We start from the raw sequence: 23104 nt of genomic DNA, 5'->3' as shown, positions 1-23104 counted from the left end.
TATGTCGCTCGATGAGGTGGTGGCTGAGGCTGGCCGTGTATTGGGCGATGCGCGCAGGCTTTTCGGGGCGGCGCCGATGATTAACGGGGGTTGGTCATCAACGTCGGGACTGGTGACGGGTCGCCAGGTTGTGGCAGGCGCGGGACAGGCCGCCGCCGCAGGCTGGGGTGGTGCGGCGGCCACCGGGTACGGCGTTGCCAACACTGGGCAGCTATTTTCCCTGGATCACACCATCGCCGCCGACGCGGGGACCGGCCCGCCGCTGACCGGCGTGGGAGAGGCTGCTGCCGCGGGTGGCGGGGGCATGGATGGGGTGATCACCGATACCCGTTCGGGGGTGGCCGCGATCGCTCCTGCCACCGGAACCCCGGCAGGCAAGCGGGAATTGGTGACGCATTTGCAAAGCCAGCTGGATCGGGCCAAGGCCCTGTTGCGCATCTGTGAGCGGCGCAATATGGAGCTGGCGGCGTTGATCGGGCGAGGTGCCGGCGGCTACGGCGCAGGGATGGGCGCGATGCCGATGGGCGCCGGCGCCATGACCGGTGGCATGCCGATGGGCGGCCTGGGCGCCGCCGGCGGGGGAGTGGGCAGCCCACTTTCTATCCCCGGCCTCGACACCGCCCTGTCCGGGCTTACCCGAAACCACCACCACACCAACCCCGAGCCGGATCAGGGATTGAACCTGGCCGCCGAGCCCGCAGGTCCAGGGGCCGACCGCGTCCGCGCGGCGATCCGCAAAGCCCTCGACATCGAAGGCGTTCATGATCCCGTAGCACGTGCCCGGTGGGAAGCCGGGATGATGCTGGTGGCTAAACGTGAATCCGGATACCGCAACGACGCCATAAACCACACCGATGCCAACGCGCAGAGGGGAGATCCCAGCGGAGGGTCGTTCCAATTCACCGGTGCAACGTTCCGGCAGTATCACCAGCCGGGCACAGCAAGTAGCCGATTCGACGACGTATCCGAAGCGTGCGCGTTCATCAACTACGCCCGCGGCCGCTATTGCGTCGCAGCTGACGCGTCGAATCTGGCAGCCAACATCCAGCAGGCCGATCCCACACGACCGCCGAAGGGTTACTGAGCGGCGAAGTTGGTGCTGGTGATAGCCGCGTGGGCGCGGTTTAGGTGATACTGCCGGGTATGTCGCTCGATGAGGTGGTGGCTGAGGCTGGCCGTGTATTGGGCGATGCGCGCAGGCTTTTCGGGGCGGCGCCGATGATTAACGGGGGTTGGTCATCAACGTCGGGACTGGTGACGGGTCGCCAGGTTGTGGCAGGCGCGGGACAGGCCGCCGCCGCAGGCTGGGGTGGTGCGGCGGCCACCGGGTACGGCGTTGCCAACACTGGGCAGCTATTTTCCCTGGATCACACCATCGCCGCCGACGCGGGGACCGGCCCGCCGCTGACCGGCGTGGGAGAGGCTGCTGCCGCGGGTGGCGGGGGCATGGATGGGGTGATCACCGATACCCGTTCGGGGGTGGCCGCGATCGCTCCTGCCACCGGAACCCCGGCAGGCAAGCGGGAATTGGTGACGCATTTGCAAAGCCAGCTGGATCGGGCCAAGGCCCTGTTGCGCATCTGTGAGCGGCGCAATATGGAGCTGGCGGCGTTGATCGGGCGAGGTGCCGGCGGCTACGGCGCAGGGATGGGCGCGATGCCGATGGGCGCCGGCGCCATGACCGGTGGCATGCCGATGGGCGGCCTGGGCGCCGCCGGCGGGGGAGTGGGCAGCCCACTTTCTATCCCCGGCCTCGACACCGCCCTGTCCGGGCTTACCCGAAACCACCACCACACCAACCCCGAACTCGCCGGTGACCACGACGCCGCGATCGCTGGGGGAGGGCCATTAGCGCGCATCGCGGTCAAAGCCGCACTAACCCGCTTGGGGTGCCCCTATGTCTGGGGGGCCAAGGGGCCCAACCAATTTGACTGCTCCGGCCTGGTTCACTGGTCCTACGCTCAGGCCGGCATCACCTTGGGTCCCGACACATACACCCAGATTCACCAGGGCGCCAAGGTAGCTCATGGAAACGTCGAAGCCGGAGACCTGATCTTTCCCGAAGCAGGGCACGTCATGCTCGCCATCAGCCCAACGCAGTGCGTAGAAGCCCAGCAATCCGGTGTGCCGGTCAGGATTTCGCCGATGCCAGCCTCGTACGTGGCGCGCCGGCCGATGGCGTAGCAGTTTCGGTCGAGGCCTGCGCGTCCCCGGCGGCGTCGCGGATGACGTCGCGATACTCGTGCAGCTCGGTCAGCGCCGACATGGTCTCGCTAAACGACTTTCCGCGCACGTGCGGCAGACTCGCGACAATGAGCGACTCTAACTGCAACAGTTGATCGTCGAGGTCGCGCAGCGTTGCCTTCGCCTGTGCACTGTTGCTGTGGCGCACCAGAATCTGTGCGCATATCGCAGATATCGCCGCTATCGCCTTAGCGATTCCCAAGGCCTGCAACGTGGTGCGCGGATCGGTCGACACCGACTCGAACGAGGGCTGCGCCGTGAGCGCCGCTGCCGGGCGCGGTTGGGTCTGCGGGATGGGCTCACCGCGGCGTAGCGCATCGAGGGTGCCGCGCGGCCACTGCAGGGCATCTTCGAACTTCACGCGGTTGATCCGATGAGGAAATGACTTGCCGCGCTCAAGCAACGCGGCCGTGTTCAGCGACACATTCGCCGCGTCAGCTAGCTCTCGCTGCGTTTCCAGCCCAACTTCGACTCGGCGGTCGGCAACGGCCTTGCCGACCCGCTCTAGCGGGCTCTCGCCAGGTGGAGTCGCCTTGGTGCTCACCGTGTCCTTCGCCATCGTCGCCGCCGTCGTCGACCGACGACCTCTCGGATACTTGCAAGTTAACTATAGAAGTTGACCACGTTCAGCCACGGTCGGACACGGGATCCCAACAGATGTGCCACGCGAGAGATGCACAGAAATAGCCTGTTTAAGGCAGAAAAGCATGGTTTCGCGCAGCAGATGCGCAGGGGTGCCAATACGCTGTACGCCCTTGAACTGTGTCGACTTACTCTGCCGAAACCTTCATCTGCACTGATGTTGCCTATCAGCGCATGAGCAGCTATAAACGTAGTCAGTACACAACATACACAATATGATGCACAGGTATAATTAGGAATGGAGAGCGCCGTGACCACCATCCGACCCTTGCGAGCCGACACCGGCCTGTGCGAGTACGAAGACCCCGACACCTGGTTCAGGGGATATAGCGGGGAGCGAGAGTCGGCAGCGATCTGCACCAACTGCCCCATCATCGTCGCCTGCGCCCAGAACGCCCTCAGATTTGGCGCTACCGATGGGGTGTGGGCGAGCGTGGCCATGCCCGGCGCCCGTGACGTCGCCGCCCTCAAGGCCGCTCGAGCGCAATTACGCGAGGTCATCGCCCGCTACCGAAACCAACCCCCAGCGCTACGGCTGCGGTCCCTGCAAATCCGTCAGGCCGTGCACTTCGCGGCCACCCAGCGCGACCTGCGCCGCCGACAAGCGGCTAAACCCGCGTCCAGGGCAAGTGCGACGCTAAGGGAGAAGGCCAGTGCCTAGCAGCAGCGCAGCCACCCGCGTCCTGCGCGACGACCTGCTCGCCCAACTCCGCATCGCGCAACGGCCCCTCACGACGGCACAGTTGCGCCTGCACGCGCCTGACGTGCCGGTCGCGGGGGTCGCGATATCCTGCGCCCCGATCCACGAGCAGATCTACCGGGTGCTGTGCGGCCTTGAGCGTCAAGGCCTGCTGACCCGCGGTGGCCGTGAAGGCCGCGAGGTCACCTGGACGGCGGCCGCCAACCCCGCCGACCGCGAAATCGCCGCCCTGGAAGCCGCTTTCAGCGCCTCGGACGGCCAGCCGGCGCCACGTTGAAAGGGCGCCATCCGATGATCACATGTCCCGTTCGAGCGGCGCTGACAGCTCGGGTGCCCGAACTGGCCAACGGCTCCGTCGAAATCATTGCGGTCGCACGCGAGCCCGGACTGTTGGCTAAAGTCGCGGTCCGATCACGTGTTCGCGGGATCAACGCGGTCGCCGTCTGTATCGGGTGGGGCGGCCTGCGTATCGCCGACGTCGAAAAGCGCCTCTGCGGCGAACATGTCAGCATCATCGCCTACGACAGCGACACTGCCAGGTACGTGATCAACGCACTGGGAATCAAGTCTGCGATCGCCGAAGTCATCAACCCTGAACAGCGCCGCATCCGCGTTTACGTCAACCCCGATGACTATGCGCGCGCACTAGGCAAGGTTGGTCACAACTTGCGCCTTGTCCGGCAGCTGACCTCCTGCAGCATTCACATCCGCACCGCCACTGGCGCAAATCGTGCCCCCATGGTTGCACCACCAGGCAGTTGCCCCCGATCCCAGTAACCGAAAGGCAACCCAATGAGCGCAAACACCCTGTATGACATCGAGCTGCGCGACTGGGACCGAGTCGAAATCCTATCTGCCACATCGCAAAGCGGCGCCTACGCGGCGCGTACCGAGGTCTCGTGGTCCAACCGGAAGATCTTCACCCCGACATTATTCGACTGCGGCACAACGACATGACCTCCCCCGATGCACGCTCGGCTGCGGCACGAAGACGGGTCGCTGAGCGTCGGCTGCGCCAGTTTATGGCTAACCACGGTTACCCCGACCCCGACTCGAGCCGATCGGAGCGCACAATATGGCACGGAGGACGCGGCCAGATCCACACCAGCCGGGTCTGTTCGACATCTTCGGCGGGGACGGTGGTGGTGACGAGCCCAGAGATACGCCAGATCGTGGCGGAGGCCTACGCGGGCCCGCTCGAGCTGCCCCCGCAGTGGAGCCCAGCCCAACGCGAGACATTCCTGGACAGCCAGGCGGCCAGGATCAGCTACCAGGTCGCCGAGCTGGCGGCCGAGATGGGCGCCCAGGCGGTAGGGGCGTGGACCCGCAGCCGCGGCGAGCATCCGGATTACCTGACCAAGGCAGGGATGCTGAACACCGCACGCAGCCAGGCGATGGAGATCGTGCTCAACAACGAGCTCTACGAGCAGATCCCGACCGAGGACGGCCAGCCCAGCAACCTGTGGGGGGAGCACAACGACCCAGCGCCCGATCGCAGTCAGGTGCCCTGGGATCAACGCTGGACCCGGCCCCAGTATCGCAGCGACCCCAGCCAGAACATCGAGGCGCTGATCGCGGATCTGTGGCCGGACCCGAATTACTCGGCGGTGTTTCGGATCAAGGCCGGATACCTGCTAGCCGCCCGGGCCGAGGATGGCCTGCCCCTACCGAGCGGCCCGGACGATCCGCTCACGAGCACGCTGGCTCAGATGGTCTACACCGATCTGCGCGACGACGGCATACCCGAGCGGTAAACGCCCAGCCCTCACTGTTCGATGAGGCCGATCAGCCCACCGATCCGCGCTCGATTGACCCCGGCGGCGCCCCGCTGCCGCGGCCGAACCCGCGCACACCAGCCCACCAGCCAATCGACCCGCCGGCGGGCACCGTACAAAGCCCGGCTGTATCAGACGAACCGACTCCGGCCGCCGAGCAGCGGATAGAAGAATTCACCAGCCCCACCGATTTTCCGGCAAGCCTCGACACCCTGGTGCCATCGGGGTCCAAAGCACGCATCCGCGCCAACATTGCCGCCGTCCAGCTGCTGCGCGCCCTGCAAGACGCGCAGCGGCCGGCCACCCCAGCCGAACAACGTGTCCTGGCCACCTGGTCAGGCTGGGGTGCGGTACCCCAGGTGTTCGACCCCCGCGCCAGCGACCTCACCGCCGAACGGGACACCCTGGCCGAGTTGCTCGATCGCGACCAATACCGCCAGGCAGAGGCCTCCATCCTCAACGCCCACTACACCGATCCCGCCATCGCCGCCGTGGTGTGGGAAGCACTAGGTCGGGCCGGGTTTAGCGGTGGCAAGGTCCTCGAACCAGGTTGCGGAGCAGGAACATTCATCGCTCACGCCCCCGATGAGGCAGTCATGGTTGGTGTGGAAAGTGACGCCACCACCGCAGCCATCGCCGCCCTGCTCTACCCATCGGCCCAGATCCGCCACGAAGGTTTCGAATCCACTCACGTCCCCGAAAACAGCTTCGCCGCCGCCGTCGGCAACGTCCCCTTCGGCCGCTACGCGGTCACCGACCCCGCCCACAACCCCGCCCGTCACTCCATCCATAACCACTTCATCGTCAAATCCCTCGCGCTGATTGCCCCCGGTGGATACGTGGCTGTGCTGACCAGCCGCTACACCCTGGATGCGGCGAAATCGGTCGCCCGGCGTGACATTTCGGCCAAAGCCGACCTCATCGGCGCGATCCGGCTCCCGTCGAAGGCGTTTACGCGGGTGGCCGGCACCGAGGTCGTCACCGACCTGCTCATCCTGCGCCGCCGCGATCCCCGAACCCCCTCCCCAGACGAACTGCCCGCCTGGATCAACACCGAAGCCATCGAACTCACCGACCCCGACACCGGCGCCGGCGAAACCCTGCACATCAACTCCCATTTCGTCGCCAACCCCCACAACGTGCTCGGCCAGATGCACCTGGGCCGCGGACTCAACGGCTCCCACCAACTCGTCGTGCGCGGCACCAGCGGCACCAGCGGCACCAGCGGCACCGAGCTCGCCGAGCAGCTGCACGACCGGCTACACCTGCTCATCGACTCGGCCATGAAGCACGGGCTCGGATTAACCGCCACGCCGGCTGAACTCACCGAGGTCTCCGCAGACGTCTTCGACCCCGGCCTGATCACCGCGGCCGACCGCGGTGAGGACACCCCGCTCTACACATTGCGCTACAGCGAGGCCAACCGCGGCATCGAATACTGGGCCGGACACCAATGGGAACCCCACAAAACCCCGAAAACGCTGCTAGCAGAAACCCGCGAACTCATCGGCCTGCGCGACGTCGCCGTCAGCCTCATCGCCTCCCAACGCGACGGCCAGCCCGCCGCCGAGCGCGACCAGCTCCGCGGACACCTCAACACCCTCTACGACAACTACGTGCGCCAGCATGGCCCCCTCAACCGGTTCACCTGGGTCTATCCCACCGTCACCCAAGAACGCCACGATCAGCGCTTGGCCGCCGCCGAAACCGCCTGGCGCACCGCCGAAGGCACCCCCGAGCGCCCCTACACCGGGCCCGTGCCCGACGACGTCGCCGCGCAATGGGACACCGAGGCCTCCGAAGCGCCCGCGCCCTACAAGAAGCGGCGTCACCTCGACGGCGGAATGCGCCACGACCCCGGATGGGCACTGGTCGCCTCATTGGAAATCTTCGACGAAGACACCGGCTCCGCCCAGAAATCGCCCATCTTTTCCACCGACCTGCTCACCCCGCCGCTGGAGCGCGCCACCGCCGACACCCCCGAAGAAGCGTTGGCGGTGTGCCTGGACCGCACCCAGCGCGTCGACGTCGACCTAATCGCCAACCTGCTAGAAGTCGAAGTCGACGACGCCCGTGACCTGATCGCTGGACTGGTCTATCCCAGCCTCGACGACCCCGACGAACTCGTCCCCGCCGTGAGTGCCCTGTCCGGCAACGTGCGCACCAAACTCGCCCGCGCGCTCGATGCGGCCGAAACCAACCCGATCTACAACGACTACGCCGCCGCCCTGCAACAGGTGCTGCCGCCCCAGCGTGAAGCCCAAGACATCAAAATGCGCCCCGGGGCACCGTGGATCCCGGCCCAAGTCGTCGCCGCCTTCGCCGAGAAAACATTCGACGCCACCGGTGTGGTCGCCGAACACATCGGCGGGCGCTGGGTCGTCGACGTTGCCTCCTACAAACGCCACGGCCGGCTGATGACCGACGAATGGGGAACCGACCGACGCGGCTGCGACGCGGTCAGCCTGCTCGAGGCCGCCTGCAACTCCAAAGCCGTCCTCGTCAACAACGACGACGGTGTCCTCGACCTGCAGGCCACCTTCGCCGCCCAAGCCAAAATGGCCAAAATCAGCGAGGAATTCACCCGCTGGCTGTGGTCTGACGAGACCCGCCGCGACACCCTGGTCGCCGAATACAACCGGCGCTTCAACTCGCGGCGCGCGCCTGCCTACGACGGCTCACACATGCGTTTTCCTGGCATGTCGGATCACTTCACGCCGCACTTCTACCAGCGCAACGCCGCCGCGCGCATCATCTCCGAGCCCGCCGTTCTCTTGGATCATGTTGTCGGAGCGGGCAAGACGGGAAGCATGGTCGCTGGAGCGCTGGAACTGCGGCGCCTGGGGTTGGTACGCCAACCCTGGCTCGTGGTACCCAATGCGATCACCGAACAAGTTGGCCGCGAAGCCCAACAGTGGTATCCGGCCGCCAAGATTCTGCTCGGCTCAGCGGCCACCACCGCTGATGGACGGCGCCGCTTCATCGCCCAAACCGCCTCAAGTGATTGGGATCTCGTTGTCATCCCGCAGTCGGCGTTCACCGCGATCAACGTCTCCACGGATATGCGCGTCGACTACATCGAAAACCAGCTCGATACATTGCGCGAACAACTCCAATCCGCCGAAGCCGACCGCAGCAAAAAGCGCATCGAACTCGCCATCAAAAGCGCCAAGGCGCGGCTAGAAAAACTTGTAGCCGCCAACACCAAAGACACTGGGTTGCGGTTTGAGGAATCCGGTTGTGACTATCTGATGATCGACGAGGCCGACACGTACAAGAACTTGGGCCGCACCTGCAACATTGAAGAATTATCGTGCCCCAACGCATCGCAACGTGCCGAGGACCTCGCCCTCAAACTCACCGTGTTGCGCCAGCGGCGCCGCGACGAGGCGCTGGCCAAAGGCATTCCCGCGCACCGGGTTGTCGAACGGGTCGCGACCTTCGCCACCGGCACACCGATCAGCAACTCATTAGGCGAGCTATGGGTCATGCAAACCTACTTGCGGCCAGACCTTTTAGAGCACGCCGGGGTCGCTGACCTGGGGGACTGGGGTGCGGCGTTTACCGCGACCACCACCACCATCGAGGTCAACACCACGGGCACTAAGCTGCGGCCCGTCACGCGAGTAGGGAAGTTCACCAACCTGCCCGCCCTGCTGGCGCTGTCCTCGGTCTACACCGACGTCGTCACCCGCGACCAAGTCCCCGTCGAGCTGCCGCCGCTTCGCACCGGGCAACGCCAAATCATCAGCTTGCACCCCGACATCGAAGTCGTCGACTTCATTACCGACTTGGGCTACCGCCTCGATCATCTCGACTCACGCAATCCCCGACGCGACAACCCACTCAAAATCAGCAACGACGGGCGCAACGTGTCGTTGGATCCACGGTTGGCCCACCTGCCCAAACCCCGACACAGCCGCGCCTGCGCAGTCGCCGACGCAGCCATGCGTGTCCATTACCGCCACGCGCATCGCGCCTATACCCATCCCGACACCGGCGCGCCGGCCGGCACCGGGGCACTGCAGATCATGTTCTGCGACCGCGGCACCCCATCCAAAGACCCCGCCCAGTTCACCATCTATCAGGCGATCAAAGACGAACTCGTGGCGCGCGGCATGCCCGCAGCCGCGATCCGCTTCGTCCACGAGGCAAAAAATCTTCAAGAGATCAAAACGCTGTTCGCCCAGTGCATTAGGGGAGACGTCTCAGTGCTGATCGGTAGCACCGAGAAAATCGGCGCCGGGGTCAACGTGCAAGCCCGAGCCGCCGCCCTGCATCACGTCGACGTGCCATGGCGCCCGCGCGACCTTGAACAACGCGAAGGCCGCATTCAGCGCCAAGGCAACCAAAACCTCGACGGCATCGACATCTTCATCTACGTCACCGAAGGCTCCTACGACACCGTCATGTGGCAAAAAGTCCAAGCCAAAACGCTGTTCATCGAACAGATGCGCCGCAACGAGGTCCTCGATATCGAGATCGACGACCTTTCCGGCGGTGACATCGGGACCGCCGCCGCAGAAACCAAGGCCATCGCCACCGGCGACCCGCGCTACATACACCAAGTTGAACTCGACGACACCGTCAAACGCCTCACCGCCCTGCAGCGCGCACACAGTCAATCGGTGCGCAACCGCGACTGGCAAGTCAGTGTGCTCGAGCGCGCGATTCCCAACAAACAACGCGCCATCGACGAGCTCACTCCATTCGCCAGGGCAGCCGCCGCGCATGCCTCCGCCGGCGGGCCACCACGGCTGACCGTCGCAGACACCACCTACACCGAGCGCGTCCCCGCCTCCCACGCACTGGCTGCGGCCTGCCGGCGCGCCTACACCGCCGGCAAAGACCGCGGCGCCAGCCGCTTCGAACCCATCGGCGCCACCATCTACGGCATCGACATCCTGGCCGCCCGCGACCTCACCCACGACCAACTGCTACTACGACTAGCCGTGCCGTCGCGCACCGCAGAAATCTCCGGCCTTGAACTGTTATCCACCGGCGCAGGTCCAGGCTCCGACGTCAACGGCCCCAAACAACTCGGACTGCTGCGCCGCGTGGAAAACCTCTACACCGGCCTACCCGAACACCACGCACGACTGCAGCACGAACGCGACCGCGACCAGGCCGCCCTCGACGACTTTGTAACCAACCCCCCAGCACCGTTCGAACACGCCGACGAACTGGCCACAAAAGACGCAGAACTTAAAGCCCTCACCCTCGAGCTGCGCATGGCCGCCCAAAGCCCCGAAGCCAAAGCCAAAGCCGCCGCGGCCGAACAACGCATGGCCGCCCGCGGCCGCAAACCCGGATGGAGCCTGCTCCTGAACCCCACACCGGCCCTGGTCGAAGAACTCGGCTACCCCAGCGCCGATGCCCTACGCAAAATTGTCCGCGCCCGAGAACGCCTCGCCCTCGAACAACACGACCACCAGCAAGGCCTCGCCGGTCCCGAGCACGACTTCTGAATATCCAAACCGGAAGTTAGACACTACATTCGAACGGTCCCTTGTGTGGCGCTGAAGTTCCCCGTGCCCTTTCATCGCGGCATATTCGAGCCGTCGCCACCGCATGCCGACACATGGCGAAACCTCGCAGCCTTTGTCGCGCGGCACAGCCCCGCGGTTTACTGTGCGGCATGCCCGAATCCGGACCTTCGGCTCAAGCCCAACAAGACATCCGCGCCGCGCAAGCCTTGCCCGACAATCTCGCCCGCCGCGAGCACGTCCATGCCGTCCAGCAACGCGCGCGGGCCCTCCTTCTGGATGCCACGAGCACGCCCGAACAAAAGTCCGCCGTCCGGCTCGATATCAGACAAGCGCGCGCACTCACTAGCGACCTGTGCACGCCGCGCACCCCAGCACCCCTGACCTGGATCGCAGCCCCAGCATTGAATAAAGCTGCGACGCCGCTCGTACGCCAGCACGTGCATGCCGGAGACCGAATGAACGAGCAGTTGGCCGATCCGGTCGCCGACGCCCCGCACACCACATGAGCACGAAGTCGGAGACGGCGATAGAAGCCGCACTGGATCTGGGTAATACTGGCCAGTATGTCGTCACTCGATGGACTGGTGGCCGAGACAGGTCGCGTGCTCAGTGATGCTCGCCGGCTTTTCGGCGCGGCGCCCCTCGAAGCGTCGTTGCCTTCGGCGCAGCAGTTGATGGCGGGCCGAGCAGCTGTAGCGCCAGTGGGGCAGGCCGCAGCTGCCAATTGGCAAGGCGAGGCAGCGACGACCTACGCTGCGACCAACGCCGATCAGGTCCATGCGTTAGACCGCACGGTAGCCGCCGATGGCCAAGTCAATCCGGCGCTGACCCATGCCGGACAGGCCGCCGCGGCGGGAGCACGAAGCATGGACAACCTGATCGCTCAGACCCGCGCGGGGGTTAGCGCACTGGCCCCCAGCACACGTAGCGCCGCAGGGCAGCAGCAACTCGCCAGCTTTTTGCAGGGTCAGCTCAACCAGGCGAAGGGATTGCTGCAAAACTTCCAGCAGCGCAACGCTGAAATAGCCGGCACCATCCAAAGCGCTGACTACGGGCGCCTTTCCGGTAGCCACGGCAAGGAGTCACCACCTGCTGCGCCGCTGGATTCGCGCACGTGGAAGCCGGGTGATAAGCGGCATATGCCCTATGACGCCGGCCCGGGTGGGATGGGCCCGCCCAACTTTCCTGATTCGCCGCCGTGGGTTGATATATGGGACCGGTCAGGAGCAGACGACCCCGACAAAGTTCCGCACTACTTTGTCAGATCCGATGAAATCCCCGGCTACAAGGTGTATCCGCCCGGAGCCCTAGGGCCACCAACGGTCGTCGACGAACGCGGCAATCCAGACCCATATGTCCAGTTGGGCCCAAACACAGGCGTGTGGGTACCGCAGTCGGCCTTTCCGGGAGCGAAAATCTATCCGCCTGGCTCTAACCCACTGCCACCCTACGGATACGACGAATGGTTACCAGGGTCCGGGATTTATATGTGGCACAGCGATTTAACCCCCGAACCGTACAACCCTTCCGGTCCTCTGGGGCCACCAACCTATCCGCAGGAAGGCCACTAACTACTAACTAGAAGCCACACCCGGGGGACGGCCTGCCAACAACGGGCGGCGTACAGCCCCCATGGCCCGTCGCGATGCAGATCTACCCCAAGGCCGGCGATCAACCTTCGCGCGTCAAAGTTCTGGCGGGAATTTTGACCGTGACCGTCGCCTAGGCCGATAAGTTGCCCTAGCGTTGGTGGAAAGTGCAGCGCTCGAAGGGATTTAACATTGGAACCAAAGGGGTGCAGCGCCCGGATCGCTGATAGAGGTGTCAGGTTGGCCTCGCGGGCGATGCCACTTGTCGAAGGCGACCAGTTCGCATCGCGTCGAATAAAGTGGATCGCCGACGAGCTGGCCAGCTTGCGCGACGGTATCCCCGCTAAGCTAGCCGACGATCCGGGCATCACGCACGCAGTCGTGCAAGACGTCGACATGAAGATTGCGGAAATCCAGGACGTACTTACTGCCAGCCGCAAGGCCGCTTCTTCGGCGCCACCGGTCAGATGATCGGCGCCCGCCCGGGTTGCAATAGCGCCCCGTGCGCCAGGCTGATTCGTCACCGTGACAATTTGACCCTGCTCTTGTCCAGGCTGGTCCTGCTAGAGGTGCGTCGGCTTTCGCGCGCGTATGTCGGTGTTGGCGGCTACTGCTTGTGCAGCCGGGGATTCCACTGCGGGGAAGGGGCGTGCGGCGAGAAGTATCGAGGAGGCGCAACCCGTGATGGGCCCGCTGCGAACCCGAAAGTCATTGCCGCCGATGGATATGCGCGCGGTGCTCGATGCTACCGATGTAGAGCACGCGATCGTTGCCGGTGGAGCTTGCAGCTAAGATCGCCGATTGGCTCGCCGGCTACGCTCACAGTCGCGAGGCTCCCCGGCTTAAGGCACTCCTGTGTGCCGTATCTCCGGACTGATTGACGCAGGTGTGCGAAGTTGCAGGACGCATCTGGTGCGGCGTGTCTTGAAAGAAAACAAAAGTCGACAAGCCGTGTGGACATGCTGGCGTAGCCGGTTTTTGGTGAATGTGGCGTTGTTGGTAGCGGCTAAAGCGACTCGGGACTTATCGTCCCGAACATGACGGGCTGGACCGATGTAGCGCTGTCCCAGGTGCTCGGCGGAGTATCCGAGGTATTGGGGTCACCCTTCCCTCAAAGCCCGGCGCCCGGCGGCCCGATGCCACTAGACCCGGCCCCAACGGCTCCGGTCACCTCACGCGATCAGCTCACCAAGCTCGACCGAGCCAAGCTCACTTACATGGGCATTAACCCGGATACGGCTCCGATGCCCGAAATCAACCAGGCGCTGGGCCGCGACCAACCCGCAGCGCCTCCGCCCCCGCCGCCCCCGCCGGAGTCGCCGGCGCCGACCTCCCCGGCGGGCACGCCACCGCCACCGGGACTGAGCGGGGCAGGGGCAGAAGCAGCCAAACGGCTCGACGAGGCACTGGCCAAAAATCATTCGGCGCTCAATGACGCTGACGACAAACTGGCCGACGCTCTGCTTAAAGCGTCGAGCTCTAGCGCTGATGGTCGTCAGCGGCTCCAAGCTTTGCAGCAAGACATCATCGACCAGGTCAACAAGCTGGGGTCATCGCTGGATACTGCGACCGGCCAACAGCAGCTGGCAGAGTTCTTGCAGGGAAAAACCGACGACATCCTCAACGTCCTGAAAAACGCTGGGCTGGACTCAGATTCACAAGCGCGGGTGTTGGATGGTCTCTCGGCGCGCTATCAGGCGTTGCAAGACAAGAAACCCGGCGATGACCCGCACACCAAGGGTTCGAGCGGCGACGGCACTGGCAGCGGCAACCCGGACTCAACCGGCACTACACCGGGTGGTGGTGCCGATTCTCCGGCCGGGACCGGTGACGGCACTGGCAGTGGCAATGACCCGCTACTGGACGGGCTGGCCTCAGATCCGTTGATGTCGCGGTTGGGCATGATGGGCGGGCCTGCGATGGGCGCTCTTGGCTCGCTGCCAGGTGCGCTCGGTTCAGCGATTCCCTCGCTCGGCGGAGGCGGTGGCGGCGGGCTGGGGGATTTGGGTTCGGCGATCGGTGGGGCGCTACGCGATGGCGGCCACGATCCGGACCAGGCCTCTGATGAGCACGTCGATTCGTTGAAAGACCCGTCCGGATCGCACACCGGTGACGACAAACCGCGAGATGGCACCCAGCCGGCCGGACTGCACGACCCAGGGGACAAAGCAGACAAAGGGGACAAGGCGGGGACAGAAAACGCTGGCAGCGGATCCACCCCGCCGCCGTCAGCGCCGGCAGCGCCAGGTCAGACGCCAACACCGTCGACTCAGGTCCAGCTGCCCGACCAATCGGTGCGAACCGCGGCCAATGGCGCACTCGCGCAGGCCGGACGCGCGGTGCTCTCCGGTGACAGCATCGACGACGCGTTTGCAGGGGCCAATCTTCAGTTGCCGCCGCTGGGTTCGCCGGTGAGTTCACCCATGGCACCCTCGCGGCTGCAATTCGGCGATGTGGGCCAATACACCGATCATCGGGTCATGGCTCTAGACAAAGACCATGTTTGGCTCAATGGCCAGGTCACGCCGATTGACCAGCTCGACACTGGCCCGAATTTCTTGGGGTGGACACGCGTGTCGGCCCCAACAGCGACAACGGTGACTTCGGCGGCCGTCGCCCCGGCACCGGCCGTGGCGCCCGCACCGGCGCCGCCGACCACTTAAGCGAACTTTTACTGCAACGTGAGGGAGTACCGTAATGACCGTGAATGAGCAGGCCTTGCAGGTCAACACCGATGACCTGATCCGATGGGCGATCGCCCACGAACGCGCCGCCGAGGCGTGCGGGCAGGCCCGTGCTGACCATGCCCGCACCGTGGCTGCGGCCGAATCGTGGGGACCGCTGTTTTACGAGGCGCGTCGTGCTGCAGTGGCCGCGGTCAACGACCGCGAGACCGCATTGCGCGACCAACAAGAGCGGCACGGGGCCATGGCGCAGCAGCTTCGCGCCGCCGCGGCGCGCATGGCGGAGATGAACGCTGACAACCGTGCCAATTTGACGATTTCCACGGATTAGCAACATGTCTGAAGCGCCGTCGACCGACTACGACACCGTGGTGTTCGAGGTCGCAAGCCGCGATGAGTCGATCGTGGTGGCGGTGGGCCGCAGCGGCAACTCGTTAGGCGTGGAGCTTCAGGCGGCGGCGATGCAGCTCAGCGACGCCGAACTGGCTAACCGCATCATCAAATTGAACACGCTGGCTCATTTACGCTCGCAGTTGGCGCTGCGTCAGGAGTGGGAGGCTCAACACGTGACCGTGTCCAGTGCGTTGCCCACCAAGGATCAGGTTGCCAGCTATGAGGCCCTGATCGATTTCTGAGAGAACTCGTCGCAACGTCAGCTAGAACACGGAGGGAGGACCGCAGTGCTGCAGGTCGATGTTGCCGGACTGCAGAGTGCGGTCGCGGGGCTGGTCGCCGCCGCTAACAGCCTTGCCAGGCTCGGCGCGCAGTCGCCGGTGCACCCTCCGCTGGCCACCGATGAGACATCAACGAGCGTGGCTGCCCGCCTCAGTGAGCACGCGGCGGTGATGGCATCGCGAGCTGCTGACGGGTCGACGGTCCTTGCGGCCGGCGCCAAGGCGATAACCCAGTCAGCAGTCGCGTATGGGCAGATGGACCAGGCCAATCAAGCGGTGGTGAGCTTGCAAGGTAACCCTGCACCCTCCACGCCGGGCTTCACCCCGGCGGTGACGGTGAATCTTGTTGCGCCTGATGTGCCGATCGCCCCGCCGGGACCCCGCCCAGCCGAAACGACGGCGGCGATCATGGAAGCCGGTCAGCCCGCTGCCGGGGATGCGTTTGTGGCCGACTGTGCGGCACTGTCAGAAGGATTTAGCGCTGCCGCGCGATCGGCCCGCCGCGGGGCGGCCACGGTCAGTGAACATCTCAAAGGGGAAGCAGGACCGCGTATTTCGGCGGCGTTGAATCGTTACGCGGACTGGGCGCAGGAGATGGCCCGCCATGCCGACACCGTTGGAAAGCTCGCCGGCAGCCACAAGAACAGATTTACACAAGCCAAGCAGGCGACTCCGACGACCACGGAGTTCGCTAACCGTCACCGCGAGCTCCACAACGCGATCGCACTCAACAGCTCTTATCCCAGTCCGGGATCGGCGGCCGCGGTGTCTAAGGCACACACGAATTTGACCCAGTTAACGAACCACACCCAGGTTGTGGCCGCTGGCTACCACACCGGCGAGACGATACCGGAGGCTCCGCCGGGGCCACCGCCAGCCCCAGCAATCGTGGAACCTGGTGCCGGACAAGGGGACACCCCGCCGTCTCCAACTCAGCAGGGAGCGGATCCAAAACCGACACGCGATCACCCGGGCACCACCCACGCCGGCGACGTCGACCCCGACACCGACCCCGCCGGCCTCGACGAGAGTCTCAATGCAGGCGATGGTGATCCCGCCGCTAACCCGCTAGCGCCTGCGGGAACGGGTGCGATGCCGGGAATGGCCTCATCTTTGCCGCCGATGTTGACCGGCCTGCTGGGCGCCGGGGTCGGGATGGCCACCCAGATACCGCAGAAATTAGGCCAAGAGCTGCAGGGATTGGCCCAGCAAGCCACCCAGAGCGTTGCAGGTTTGGCACAAGGAATGGCAGGCAAGAACGGGCTGGACGACGCGGCCAAAATTGAGCCAGCAGACTCCCTGGGCAGCGGTGCCGGCGGAGGCGGTGGTGACGACGGCGCTACCGCCCCGGCGGCCAGCGGCGGCGCAGATCTCAAGCCGGCGGCTTCAGCGATCTCCGGAATGAGTTCCCCCACCTCGCCCCCGTTGGCGGGGGCCAGCGCCACCCCGAGTCCCACCGCTGCCGCCGCTGAGAGCGGTATGGGCGGCTCCCCAATGTTCATGCCCCCGATGGGGGGCATGGGCGCTGGCGCCGGGGCGGCCAAGCGCAAGGTAAAGGACCCGGACAAGTCGATCGAGATGCCATCGCGCCCTAATTCCGAGCCGATCAAAGGCGAACGGGGAGACCCAATTCGGCACACGGCCACCGTTGACGCCGCTGCCTACCCCAAAGACGGGCCGAAGCGCACGGTGACCGTTCGGTCACGCAGCCGACGCGTCGACCGCGACCCGGGCAGCGGTGATGACCAGTGAGCGTGAATGGGTGCGTCGGCTATCAGTCCGATCAGAATCTGGTCGCTGAAGTGATGGCCCAGCTCGATTCGGTGTCGATGGCCCTGCCCGACCTGCAGGATGAAATTGCGTCCGACGACGATGGTGAGGCCCCGTGACGGTGTACGAGTATGACGGCTACCAGGCGGATAAGAATTTAACCGCCAGTGTCATAGCGCGCATGGAACGGGTGTCGACGATGCTTTCCAAGCTGCTCGAGGAGATGGATGGCATCGACCTGGAAGCCATCGGCGGCGATGGCGACGTCGTGTTGTCGGTGAACTCCCAAGGACAACTCACCTCGCTGTCGCTGGCGCAGGGCTGCACCACCCGCTACTCACACGGGGCTTTGGCCGAGCTGATCAACACCACGATCGACGAGGCAGTCAACGCCGCGGCCGAGGAAACAGCGAGCGTGGGAGGCGGCCAAGACCAGGAAGCGCTCGACGCTGCTGTGCAAGCGTTCATCAATCCCGAAAGTGAGATCTGGACTGCCACCTGAGCACCGGTTTCGTCTTGGATTCGCGTCCAACGGTAGCCCGATGTCGCCGCAGGACAGTACGCTGATTGCATGAATCCGCAGGCAGTTGGGCAGCCGAGCTACCCCGCTGCGACCGGCGGCCCGCCCACCTCCACGAGTACGGTCGGTGTGCCGACCGGTGCCGCGGTGTTGCCACCACCGCCCAGCTACGTGCCACCCCCACAAGCTCCTGCACCGCCACCGGTGTACCGCAGACGCGGGCCGGGCTGGCTGGCGGTATGGGTAATGCTGGCGCTCGCGCTGCTACTGGCGTTAAGCGCAACGGTGATGAGTGCGATGAAGTTGACCGCATCAAACCCGGCCGCGACAACCACCACGGTGATGGCGCCACCCCCACCGCCGGTGAGCTACAGCCCGGAGCAAGTGGCGGCGGCCAAGAAGGAAGCCTGCGACGCCAGCGATACGGCGGACAAATCGATAATTGCTGCTCAAAAGAACTTCTTCGACGCTGCGCGAGACCGGCAATCGCCTCAATACCATCCTGCACTGGGCAACTTCCAGCTTGTGGTGATACTGGAGACGCAGTACATCCAACAGCATCTTCCGCCGGCTACCCCGAAGAACGTGCTAGACGCGACCAATGAATATGTCACCGCAGTAATTCGGTTGGTCGACGCCAATACCCGCGAGCTGTCCGACCACGATGCCCAGCCGTTCGTGTTAGCGCTTAGAAGTGCGGGAGATCGACTCGACAAGGTGTGTGAGTGATGCGAACCGATGACATTCTGCAGGTCATTCCCGCTGCGGCGGAGTCGGCGAACATGCTGACCGGTTCGGCAACGGTCGAGTTTGCTACGACCGTGCCCGAGCACGCGGCCCATGGCGCGGCGGCCACGGCAGCCGGGGGGGCTCACGCGGCTTCAATGTGGGCGCCGAGCGTGGCAGCAAGCGCAGGTGTGAACCAGCAAGTCGCGGGAGCCGGTGCCGCGCTGGCGCCACGCGGTGGAAAGGTGGCTCAACGCAACGATCAATCGTTGACCGCAGACCTTCAGACCGACAACCAGAACGCTCAGGACCTGACACCGGTGGTGAGCATATGACCGCCACCCTGCACTCGCCCCAAGCGGGGACACCGCTCCCACCCGCTTTCCCGCCACGTCAGCTTCCGCCACCGGCGGGGCCCGGCCGCGGGGCGGTGGGGGGCACGGCGGCGGCGCTAGTCGTTGCGGTCGGAGCCGCCGTCCTTGCCGCAGTAGCGTGGATGACGCCATCCAAAGTTCCCGTCAGTACGGTGGTTGCGCCGTGGTCACCACCTGCCCCGAGTTCCGACCAGGTGGCAGCCGCACGCACAAAGGCATGCCAAGTGTGGGGGATTACCGCGACAGCAATGGACGCGGCCACGAACGCGGTGGCCCACGCTCCAGCCGACTGGAATGACCCTGGCACCCAAGAGGCCTTGGCCAACGAGGCGCGGGTAATCCTGGTGGAAAGCGCATACCTGCGCCGTGAACTGCCCGCCGATACACCGGCAACGATCCGCTCAGGGATCGACGACTACCTTGCGGCCAGCTCGGACATGGAAAACGCCACCACGCATCGCAAGGGCAGCTTGCGAAACGCCGCGATCGGTCGTGCAAACACCGCAGAAGACAAGGTAAACGCCGCTTGCCGGTAGTGTGAGGAAGAGGGAGCCGTGGCGGATGTGCCCGCAACCAGTATCGCTGGGAACATCATCATCACCCCGGATATGGTGCCGCCAGCAGCAGAGCCGTTGGAGACCCAAGCGGCGCACTACGCGGCGTTGGCGGAGAAAGTCGGTGAGCTGCAGCAGCAGCTCAAAGCCGCCAATGCGATGCGCGAAGAGGCCGCACAATCGCCCGGTTGGGAAGCTGGGCACGAAAAGAATCGCCAATTGGCCGCAGACTACGGCCGGATGGTCGAGATATACAACGCGGCGGCAGATTATTTCAACGGAGTCGCTGGCGTTTACCGCGACGCGCAAACCGCCCAACGGAACGTCTTGATGAAAGCCAATGCTGAACTGTCGCAGGCCAAGAACGCGATACAACAGCAGGAGATCGCGGCGCGCTGGCACACGCACGCCCGAGCCCTGACGACCAGCGCGGTAGGAGCCGCTACAGCCAAGGCCGGAGTTTTCGAGCACACTGCAGGCACCGATATCACGGCTCTTACCTCACGCCTAGGCGGTCCGGCACCTCAAGACCCCGTCTTGCCCCATAGCGGCGGAGGCGGAATAGCCGTACCCACAGGCAAAGAGGGCTCCGGACTAGGTGATGACAACGGCGACCCCGCGAACCCCAACGGCACTGGCAATCCGCAGGGAATAGGTAATGGGCACACGCCGCGCCACAGTGGTGCAGCGAAGGGCGAGGACGGCGAGCCGGCGACGACGGGACCAGGATCCACTCCTGCGGTGATGGGGAGCCCTTATCCGGGTGCCGGGCAGATGCCGATGCCGGGTGGTGGTGGCAGCGGGATTCAGTCTGTTGGTTTCCCGCCGGGGTTGACGTCGATGACGGGGGGACTTGGATCGATGCCCGGTGGGGGTGGCATGGGAGGCCTGGGCTCTGGTGGGGGCTTGGGCGGGCTGCCCGGCGGTATGGGGCAGCTGCCCGGTACTCAGGCTGCCGGGCTGGGGAACCTGCCCGCTAATGCCGCACCAGCAGCCGGGGCACCGGCACAGTTGGGACCGGCGTTCTCCCAAGGACTTTCAGCCGGATCGGCGTTGGGGTCGCTGCCGCCTGCGACCGGCACTGGAACGCCGGCCGCAGGGCAAGCAGCCGCAACTCCAGCGGCAGGGCTGACTTCGGGTGCGGGCGTTCCTTCGGCCGGGTTGACAGGAGCAGGTGCGACCCCTCCGGCAGTCAGCCCCGCAGCGCCGGGGCTTGCCACGTCTGGCGGGCCGACGAGTGCTGCACCGGCGGCGATGATGCTTCCGCCCCCGGGTATGGGCGCTCCCGCGGCCCCCGTAGCTGCGGGTGGCGCAAGTGCTGCAGCCCCCGTCGCCCCTGCTGGCAACACGGCCACACCGGGTGGCTCCGCGCCGACAACCGGGCCGGCAGCTGGATCGACGGTCGGATCGGGTGGGGCGGTGGTTGTGCCGGCAAGTGTTGTCAGCGCCGGAGCTGGCGCCCGCAACCGTGGACGACCGGAGTCAGCCGAACTGGCAACCGCAAAAGTGTTGGCGCGCAAGCTCCGTCGTGACAGCGACATTGTTAATTACGCGTGCATTGAGTGGGCCGTGGGCGTATTTCGCCGCGAGGCTGGCGGGGCCACCGAGTGCGTGGTGATGTCCAACGAAGGCTTTGGTTACATTCCGCGGGGAGTGTTCTTGCCACGTACTGCCCGTCTGTTGACGGCAGATAAGTTGGTAGACAACCAATTTCGGGAAGGCTGGTTCGGGTCATCCGATCCTGCCGAGGTGCTAGCCGAATATGCACGGCTGCGCGGCCGCGGCGGAACGCATCTGGTTGCCATGGCAGTAACCGCGGACAGCCCCTACGGTCGGGTGCCAGGGGTCGAATACGCGGTTTGTCAACGCGAATTCGATGACGGTGCTTACATCCGCCCGATTCTCGACGATATGCATATGCATCGTCTCGAAGCGTTGCACCCGGAGGTGTATGCCCGGGTTCAGCAGACGACCTCCACTGAACCTGAGACGCGCATGGTTGAAAATCAGGTCGTTGTGCCGCTGGCTGTGCAGATGATCGAAGCTGTGAAGATGTCGGGGGAGATGACGCTCGATCTGCGGCAGATGTGGGATGTGCTGGGCACCGGCGACCACATCTCGGAGGAGGTATGGAACCAGTACCGGATCGCCTCAACCGTGTACTACGTGAACCTCAGCGCGAACCGGCCTCGGCCGGAGGCCTCCACAGGAGATCGCGAGCGTTATCAGGCGCAGTGGGTCACCGCACGCACGATGGAGTTGCTGCAGGGTTGGGAGCGGCGACCGGTCGACGTAGCGGATATGGTCTACGCTGCGGCGACGGCCTACCCATGGAGATTTTGGCACCAAATTTGAATTGTTATGGCGCGTGGTCGAATCCGAGCTCGGCTGCGGCGTAGCGTGAGGTGCCGCGGCGTGCGACGTGGGATGCAGTGATCAGGATTGACCGCCGAGCGCTGGCGAAAACCGTTATAGGAGCACGCCTTATAAGTACGTGGTAGCTGGGCCTCGATTTGGCGATCGAGGTGATGGCCGGATCGTTGGAGGAGAGACGCCGAGTCGTCACAGTGACGAAATAAGCGGTATTCGCTGGAAGCACCCATCCATCCACCGCCGCGGCCACGCGCGCAGGGTTGCCCGAGAAATTGGTGTCTGTTCTCACGCAATCTCGGGGACATTCTTATCGGATTGGGGGCAAGTTGCGATCGGGGATAGTACGTTGAGGGTCAGGAAATGAGCGCGGTGACGGCGGTCGTGGTCGTGTCAGCGAGCGCGATGCCGCCGATATTGCCGATGGGTTGGTCGAGGGCCGCGACAGGAAGCCACTGGATGAGCTCCGGTAAGACAACCCCTTTGGGTTGCAGCACTGTGACGATCATAGCCATTGTGCTGCTGGGGATTTCACCGGGAATGAAGGGGCAGATGATCACCTGGCCGGTGGCGGCTGCGAGGTGAATCGTGTTAGATAGTACGACAACGTACAGTTCCTGGTTGGTGTCGCGGCCTGGCGTGATGTCTCCGGGTGTGATCACAGGCCAGCGGCCCGGTTCGCCTGATAGACCTTCTCCGCGTAGGCGTCGATGTCGAGCGTTGGCACAGTGTGTGTTGTGTAGTTCTCGAGCGAGATTCGGAGATGCTCGTTGTGCAGGGCTCGTTCGATCATCTCTGAACGATTCAGCCCGGCCGCCTGGGCGTCCGCATCGGCCGCCGCCAGCACGGCCTCTTCAATCATTACGGACACTTTGGCTTTCGCCATACCATTTATCCTACTCTGAGCAGGACAGTTGTCGTGAGGGTACTCCGGCTGGTGGCGCCGACGCAGGTTGCGTTAAATGGTGCGAGGACGACCTACCACAGATTCAG

The 23104-nt window shown here is 64.8% G+C and carries 24 protein-coding genes; 21 read left to right on the top strand and 3 right to left on the bottom strand.

The window, feature by feature from the left end; genetic code table 11:
- Position 1: 1 nt before the first annotated feature.
- Together I2456_RS24650 and I2456_RS28995 are read left to right on the top strand one after the other, a co-directional pair.
- Positions 2-1084 (top strand): hypothetical protein, encoded by a 1083-nt coding sequence (locus I2456_RS24650; RefSeq protein ID WP_075630248.1) that lies wholly within the window; start codon positions 2-4, stop codon positions 1082-1084.
- Between the two features lie 59 nt (positions 1085-1143).
- Complete coding sequence (locus tag I2456_RS28995; protein WP_051445829.1) at positions 1144-2184, top strand: C40 family peptidase; 1041 nt, start codon at positions 1144-1146, stop codon at positions 2182-2184.
- Here I2456_RS28995 and I2456_RS24640 read toward each other — a convergent pair.
- The gene (locus I2456_RS24640; RefSeq protein ID WP_007172122.1) at positions 2132-2803 is read right to left on the bottom strand and encodes a helix-turn-helix transcriptional regulator; all 672 of its coding nucleotides are present in this window, start codon (positions 2801-2803) and stop codon (positions 2132-2134) included. The genes I2456_RS28995 and I2456_RS24640 overlap by 53 nt on opposite strands.
- A 333-nt stretch (positions 2804-3136) precedes the next feature.
- Here I2456_RS24640 and I2456_RS24635 point away from each other — a divergent pair, with 333 nt between their 5' ends.
- The 19 genes from I2456_RS24635 to I2456_RS24545 all read left to right on the top strand — a co-directional run bounded on the left by I2456_RS24635 (position 3137) and on the right by I2456_RS24545 (position 22096).
- The gene (locus I2456_RS24635) at positions 3137-3547 is read left to right on the top strand and encodes a WhiB family transcriptional regulator (protein WP_072501167.1); all 411 of its coding nucleotides are present in this window, start codon (positions 3137-3139) and stop codon (positions 3545-3547) included.
- The gene (locus I2456_RS24630) at positions 3540-3863 is read left to right on the top strand and encodes a hypothetical protein (protein ID WP_007172124.1); all 324 of its coding nucleotides are present in this window, start codon (positions 3540-3542) and stop codon (positions 3861-3863) included. The genes I2456_RS24635 and I2456_RS24630 overlap by 8 nt, the downstream gene beginning before the upstream one ends.
- Positions 3864-3916: 53 nt before the next feature.
- Complete coding sequence (locus I2456_RS24625; protein WP_007172125.1) at positions 3917-4363, top strand: transcription elongation factor NusA; 447 nt, start codon at positions 3917-3919, stop codon at positions 4361-4363.
- 15 nt (positions 4364-4378) lie between these two features.
- Complete coding sequence (locus I2456_RS24620) at positions 4379-4543, top strand: hypothetical protein (RefSeq protein WP_007172126.1); 165 nt, start codon at positions 4379-4381, stop codon at positions 4541-4543.
- 188 nt (positions 4544-4731) lie between these two features.
- Positions 4732-5340, top strand: a complete 609-nt coding sequence (locus I2456_RS24615) for a hypothetical protein (RefSeq protein WP_033717261.1) — start codon at positions 4732-4734, stop codon at positions 5338-5340.
- A 236-nt stretch (positions 5341-5576) separates the two neighbouring features.
- Positions 5577-10829, top strand: a complete 5253-nt coding sequence (locus tag I2456_RS24610; RefSeq protein WP_007172128.1) for a hypothetical protein — start codon at positions 5577-5579, stop codon at positions 10827-10829.
- A 170-nt stretch (positions 10830-10999) separates the two neighbouring features.
- On the top strand, positions 11000-11356 hold the full coding sequence (locus I2456_RS24605) for a hypothetical protein (RefSeq protein WP_132160395.1): 357 nt from the start codon (positions 11000-11002) through the stop codon (positions 11354-11356).
- 57 nt (positions 11357-11413) lie between these two features.
- Entirely contained in the window at positions 11414-12421 is a 1008-nt protein-coding gene (locus I2456_RS24600; RefSeq protein WP_007172130.1) for a DUF4226 domain-containing protein, read from the top strand.
- A gap of 258 nt (positions 12422-12679) precedes the next feature.
- On the top strand, positions 12680-12910 hold the full coding sequence (locus I2456_RS24595; RefSeq protein WP_139823270.1) for a hypothetical protein: 231 nt from the start codon (positions 12680-12682) through the stop codon (positions 12908-12910).
- Between the two features lie 566 nt (positions 12911-13476).
- Positions 13477-15102: a DUF4226 domain-containing protein gene (locus I2456_RS24590; protein WP_047324037.1), complete on the top strand. Its 1626-nt coding sequence runs from the start codon at positions 13477-13479 to the stop codon at positions 15100-15102.
- Positions 15103-15136: 34 nt separating this feature from the next.
- Positions 15137-15454 carry a type VII secretion target gene (locus tag I2456_RS24585; RefSeq protein WP_007172134.1) on the top strand — a complete coding sequence of 106 codons (318 nt, stop codon included), beginning with the start codon at positions 15137-15139 and terminating at the stop codon, positions 15452-15454.
- Between the two features lie 4 nt (positions 15455-15458).
- Positions 15459-15758, top strand: coding sequence for a DUF2694 family protein (locus tag I2456_RS24580; RefSeq protein ID WP_007172135.1), 300 nt, complete (start codon positions 15459-15461; stop codon positions 15756-15758).
- Positions 15759-15803: 45 nt separating this feature from the next.
- Positions 15804-17549, top strand: a complete 1746-nt coding sequence (locus I2456_RS24575) for a PPE domain-containing protein (protein WP_007172136.1) — start codon at positions 15804-15806, stop codon at positions 17547-17549.
- A complete protein-coding gene (locus I2456_RS24570) occupies positions 17546-17686 on the top strand; it encodes a hypothetical protein (protein ID WP_007172137.1) in 141 nt (46 codons plus the stop codon). Before I2456_RS24575 ends, I2456_RS24570 begins: the two co-directional genes overlap by 4 nt.
- Positions 17683-18069: a YbaB/EbfC family nucleoid-associated protein gene (locus I2456_RS24565; protein ID WP_007172138.1), complete on the top strand. Its 387-nt coding sequence runs from the start codon at positions 17683-17685 to the stop codon at positions 18067-18069. The genes I2456_RS24570 and I2456_RS24565 overlap by 4 nt, the downstream gene beginning before the upstream one ends.
- Positions 18070-18138: 69 nt before the next feature.
- Positions 18139-18816 (top strand): hypothetical protein, encoded by a 678-nt coding sequence (locus I2456_RS24560; RefSeq protein ID WP_101930854.1) that lies wholly within the window; start codon positions 18139-18141, stop codon positions 18814-18816.
- Positions 18816-19148, top strand: a complete 333-nt coding sequence (locus I2456_RS24555) for a hypothetical protein (RefSeq protein ID WP_033717256.1) — start codon at positions 18816-18818, stop codon at positions 19146-19148. Before I2456_RS24560 ends, I2456_RS24555 begins: the two co-directional genes overlap by 1 nt.
- 287 nt (positions 19149-19435) lie before the next feature.
- Positions 19436-19723, top strand: a complete 288-nt coding sequence (locus I2456_RS24550; protein WP_007172141.1) for a hypothetical protein — start codon at positions 19436-19438, stop codon at positions 19721-19723.
- A 1437-nt stretch (positions 19724-21160) separates the two neighbouring features.
- Positions 21161-22096 (top strand): hypothetical protein, encoded by a 936-nt coding sequence (locus I2456_RS24545; protein WP_109413176.1) that lies wholly within the window; start codon positions 21161-21163, stop codon positions 22094-22096.
- 371 nt (positions 22097-22467) lie between these two features.
- Here the strand turns inward: I2456_RS24545 and I2456_RS24540 are convergent, their stop codons facing one another.
- Both I2456_RS24540 and I2456_RS24535 read right to left on the bottom strand, forming a co-directional pair.
- Positions 22468-22773: a hypothetical protein gene (locus I2456_RS24540; RefSeq protein WP_007172144.1), complete on the bottom strand. Its 306-nt coding sequence runs from the start codon at positions 22771-22773 to the stop codon at positions 22468-22470.
- Positions 22770-22997 (bottom strand): ribbon-helix-helix protein, CopG family, encoded by a 228-nt coding sequence (locus I2456_RS24535; RefSeq protein WP_007172145.1) that lies wholly within the window; start codon positions 22995-22997, stop codon positions 22770-22772. The genes I2456_RS24540 and I2456_RS24535 overlap by 4 nt, the downstream gene beginning before the upstream one ends.
- Positions 22998-23104: the final 107 nt, after the last annotated feature.

The sequence above is a fragment of the Mycobacterium kubicae genome (genome assembly GCF_015689175.1).
Classification (GTDB): domain Bacteria; phylum Actinomycetota; class Actinomycetes; order Mycobacteriales; family Mycobacteriaceae; genus Mycobacterium; species Mycobacterium kubicae.
The sequence above is the reverse complement of the archived record's forward strand: the minus strand, read 5'-3'. Positions and strand labels throughout refer to the sequence as shown.

Coding starts and splice junctions, on each gene's coding strand:
- I2456_RS24650 (WP_075630248.1), top strand. CDS start 2: ATGTCGCTCGATGAGGTGGTGGCTGAGGCTGGCCGTGTATTGGGCGAT.
- I2456_RS28995 (WP_051445829.1), top strand. CDS start 1,144: ATGTCGCTCGATGAGGTGGTGGCTGAGGCTGGCCGTGTATTGGGCGAT.
- I2456_RS24640 (WP_007172122.1), bottom strand. CDS start 2,803: ATGGCGAAGGACACGGTGAGCACCAAGGCGACTCCACCTGGCGAGAGC.
- I2456_RS24620 (WP_007172126.1), top strand. CDS start 4,379: ATGAGCGCAAACACCCTGTATGACATCGAGCTGCGCGACTGGGACCGA.
- I2456_RS24605 (WP_132160395.1), top strand. CDS start 11,000: ATGCCCGAATCCGGACCTTCGGCTCAAGCCCAACAAGACATCCGCGCC.
- I2456_RS24600 (WP_007172130.1), top strand. CDS start 11,414: ATGTCGTCACTCGATGGACTGGTGGCCGAGACAGGTCGCGTGCTCAGT.
- I2456_RS24590 (WP_047324037.1), top strand. CDS start 13,477: ATGACGGGCTGGACCGATGTAGCGCTGTCCCAGGTGCTCGGCGGAGTA.
- I2456_RS24585 (WP_007172134.1), top strand. CDS start 15,137: ATGACCGTGAATGAGCAGGCCTTGCAGGTCAACACCGATGACCTGATC.
- I2456_RS24580 (WP_007172135.1), top strand. CDS start 15,459: ATGTCTGAAGCGCCGTCGACCGACTACGACACCGTGGTGTTCGAGGTC.
- I2456_RS24560 (WP_101930854.1), top strand. CDS start 18,139: ATGAATCCGCAGGCAGTTGGGCAGCCGAGCTACCCCGCTGCGACCGGC.
- I2456_RS24555 (WP_033717256.1), top strand. CDS start 18,816: ATGCGAACCGATGACATTCTGCAGGTCATTCCCGCTGCGGCGGAGTCG.
- I2456_RS24550 (WP_007172141.1), top strand. CDS start 19,436: ATGGACGCGGCCACGAACGCGGTGGCCCACGCTCCAGCCGACTGGAAT.
- I2456_RS24535 (WP_007172145.1), bottom strand. CDS start 22,997: ATGGCGAAAGCCAAAGTGTCCGTAATGATTGAAGAGGCCGTGCTGGCG.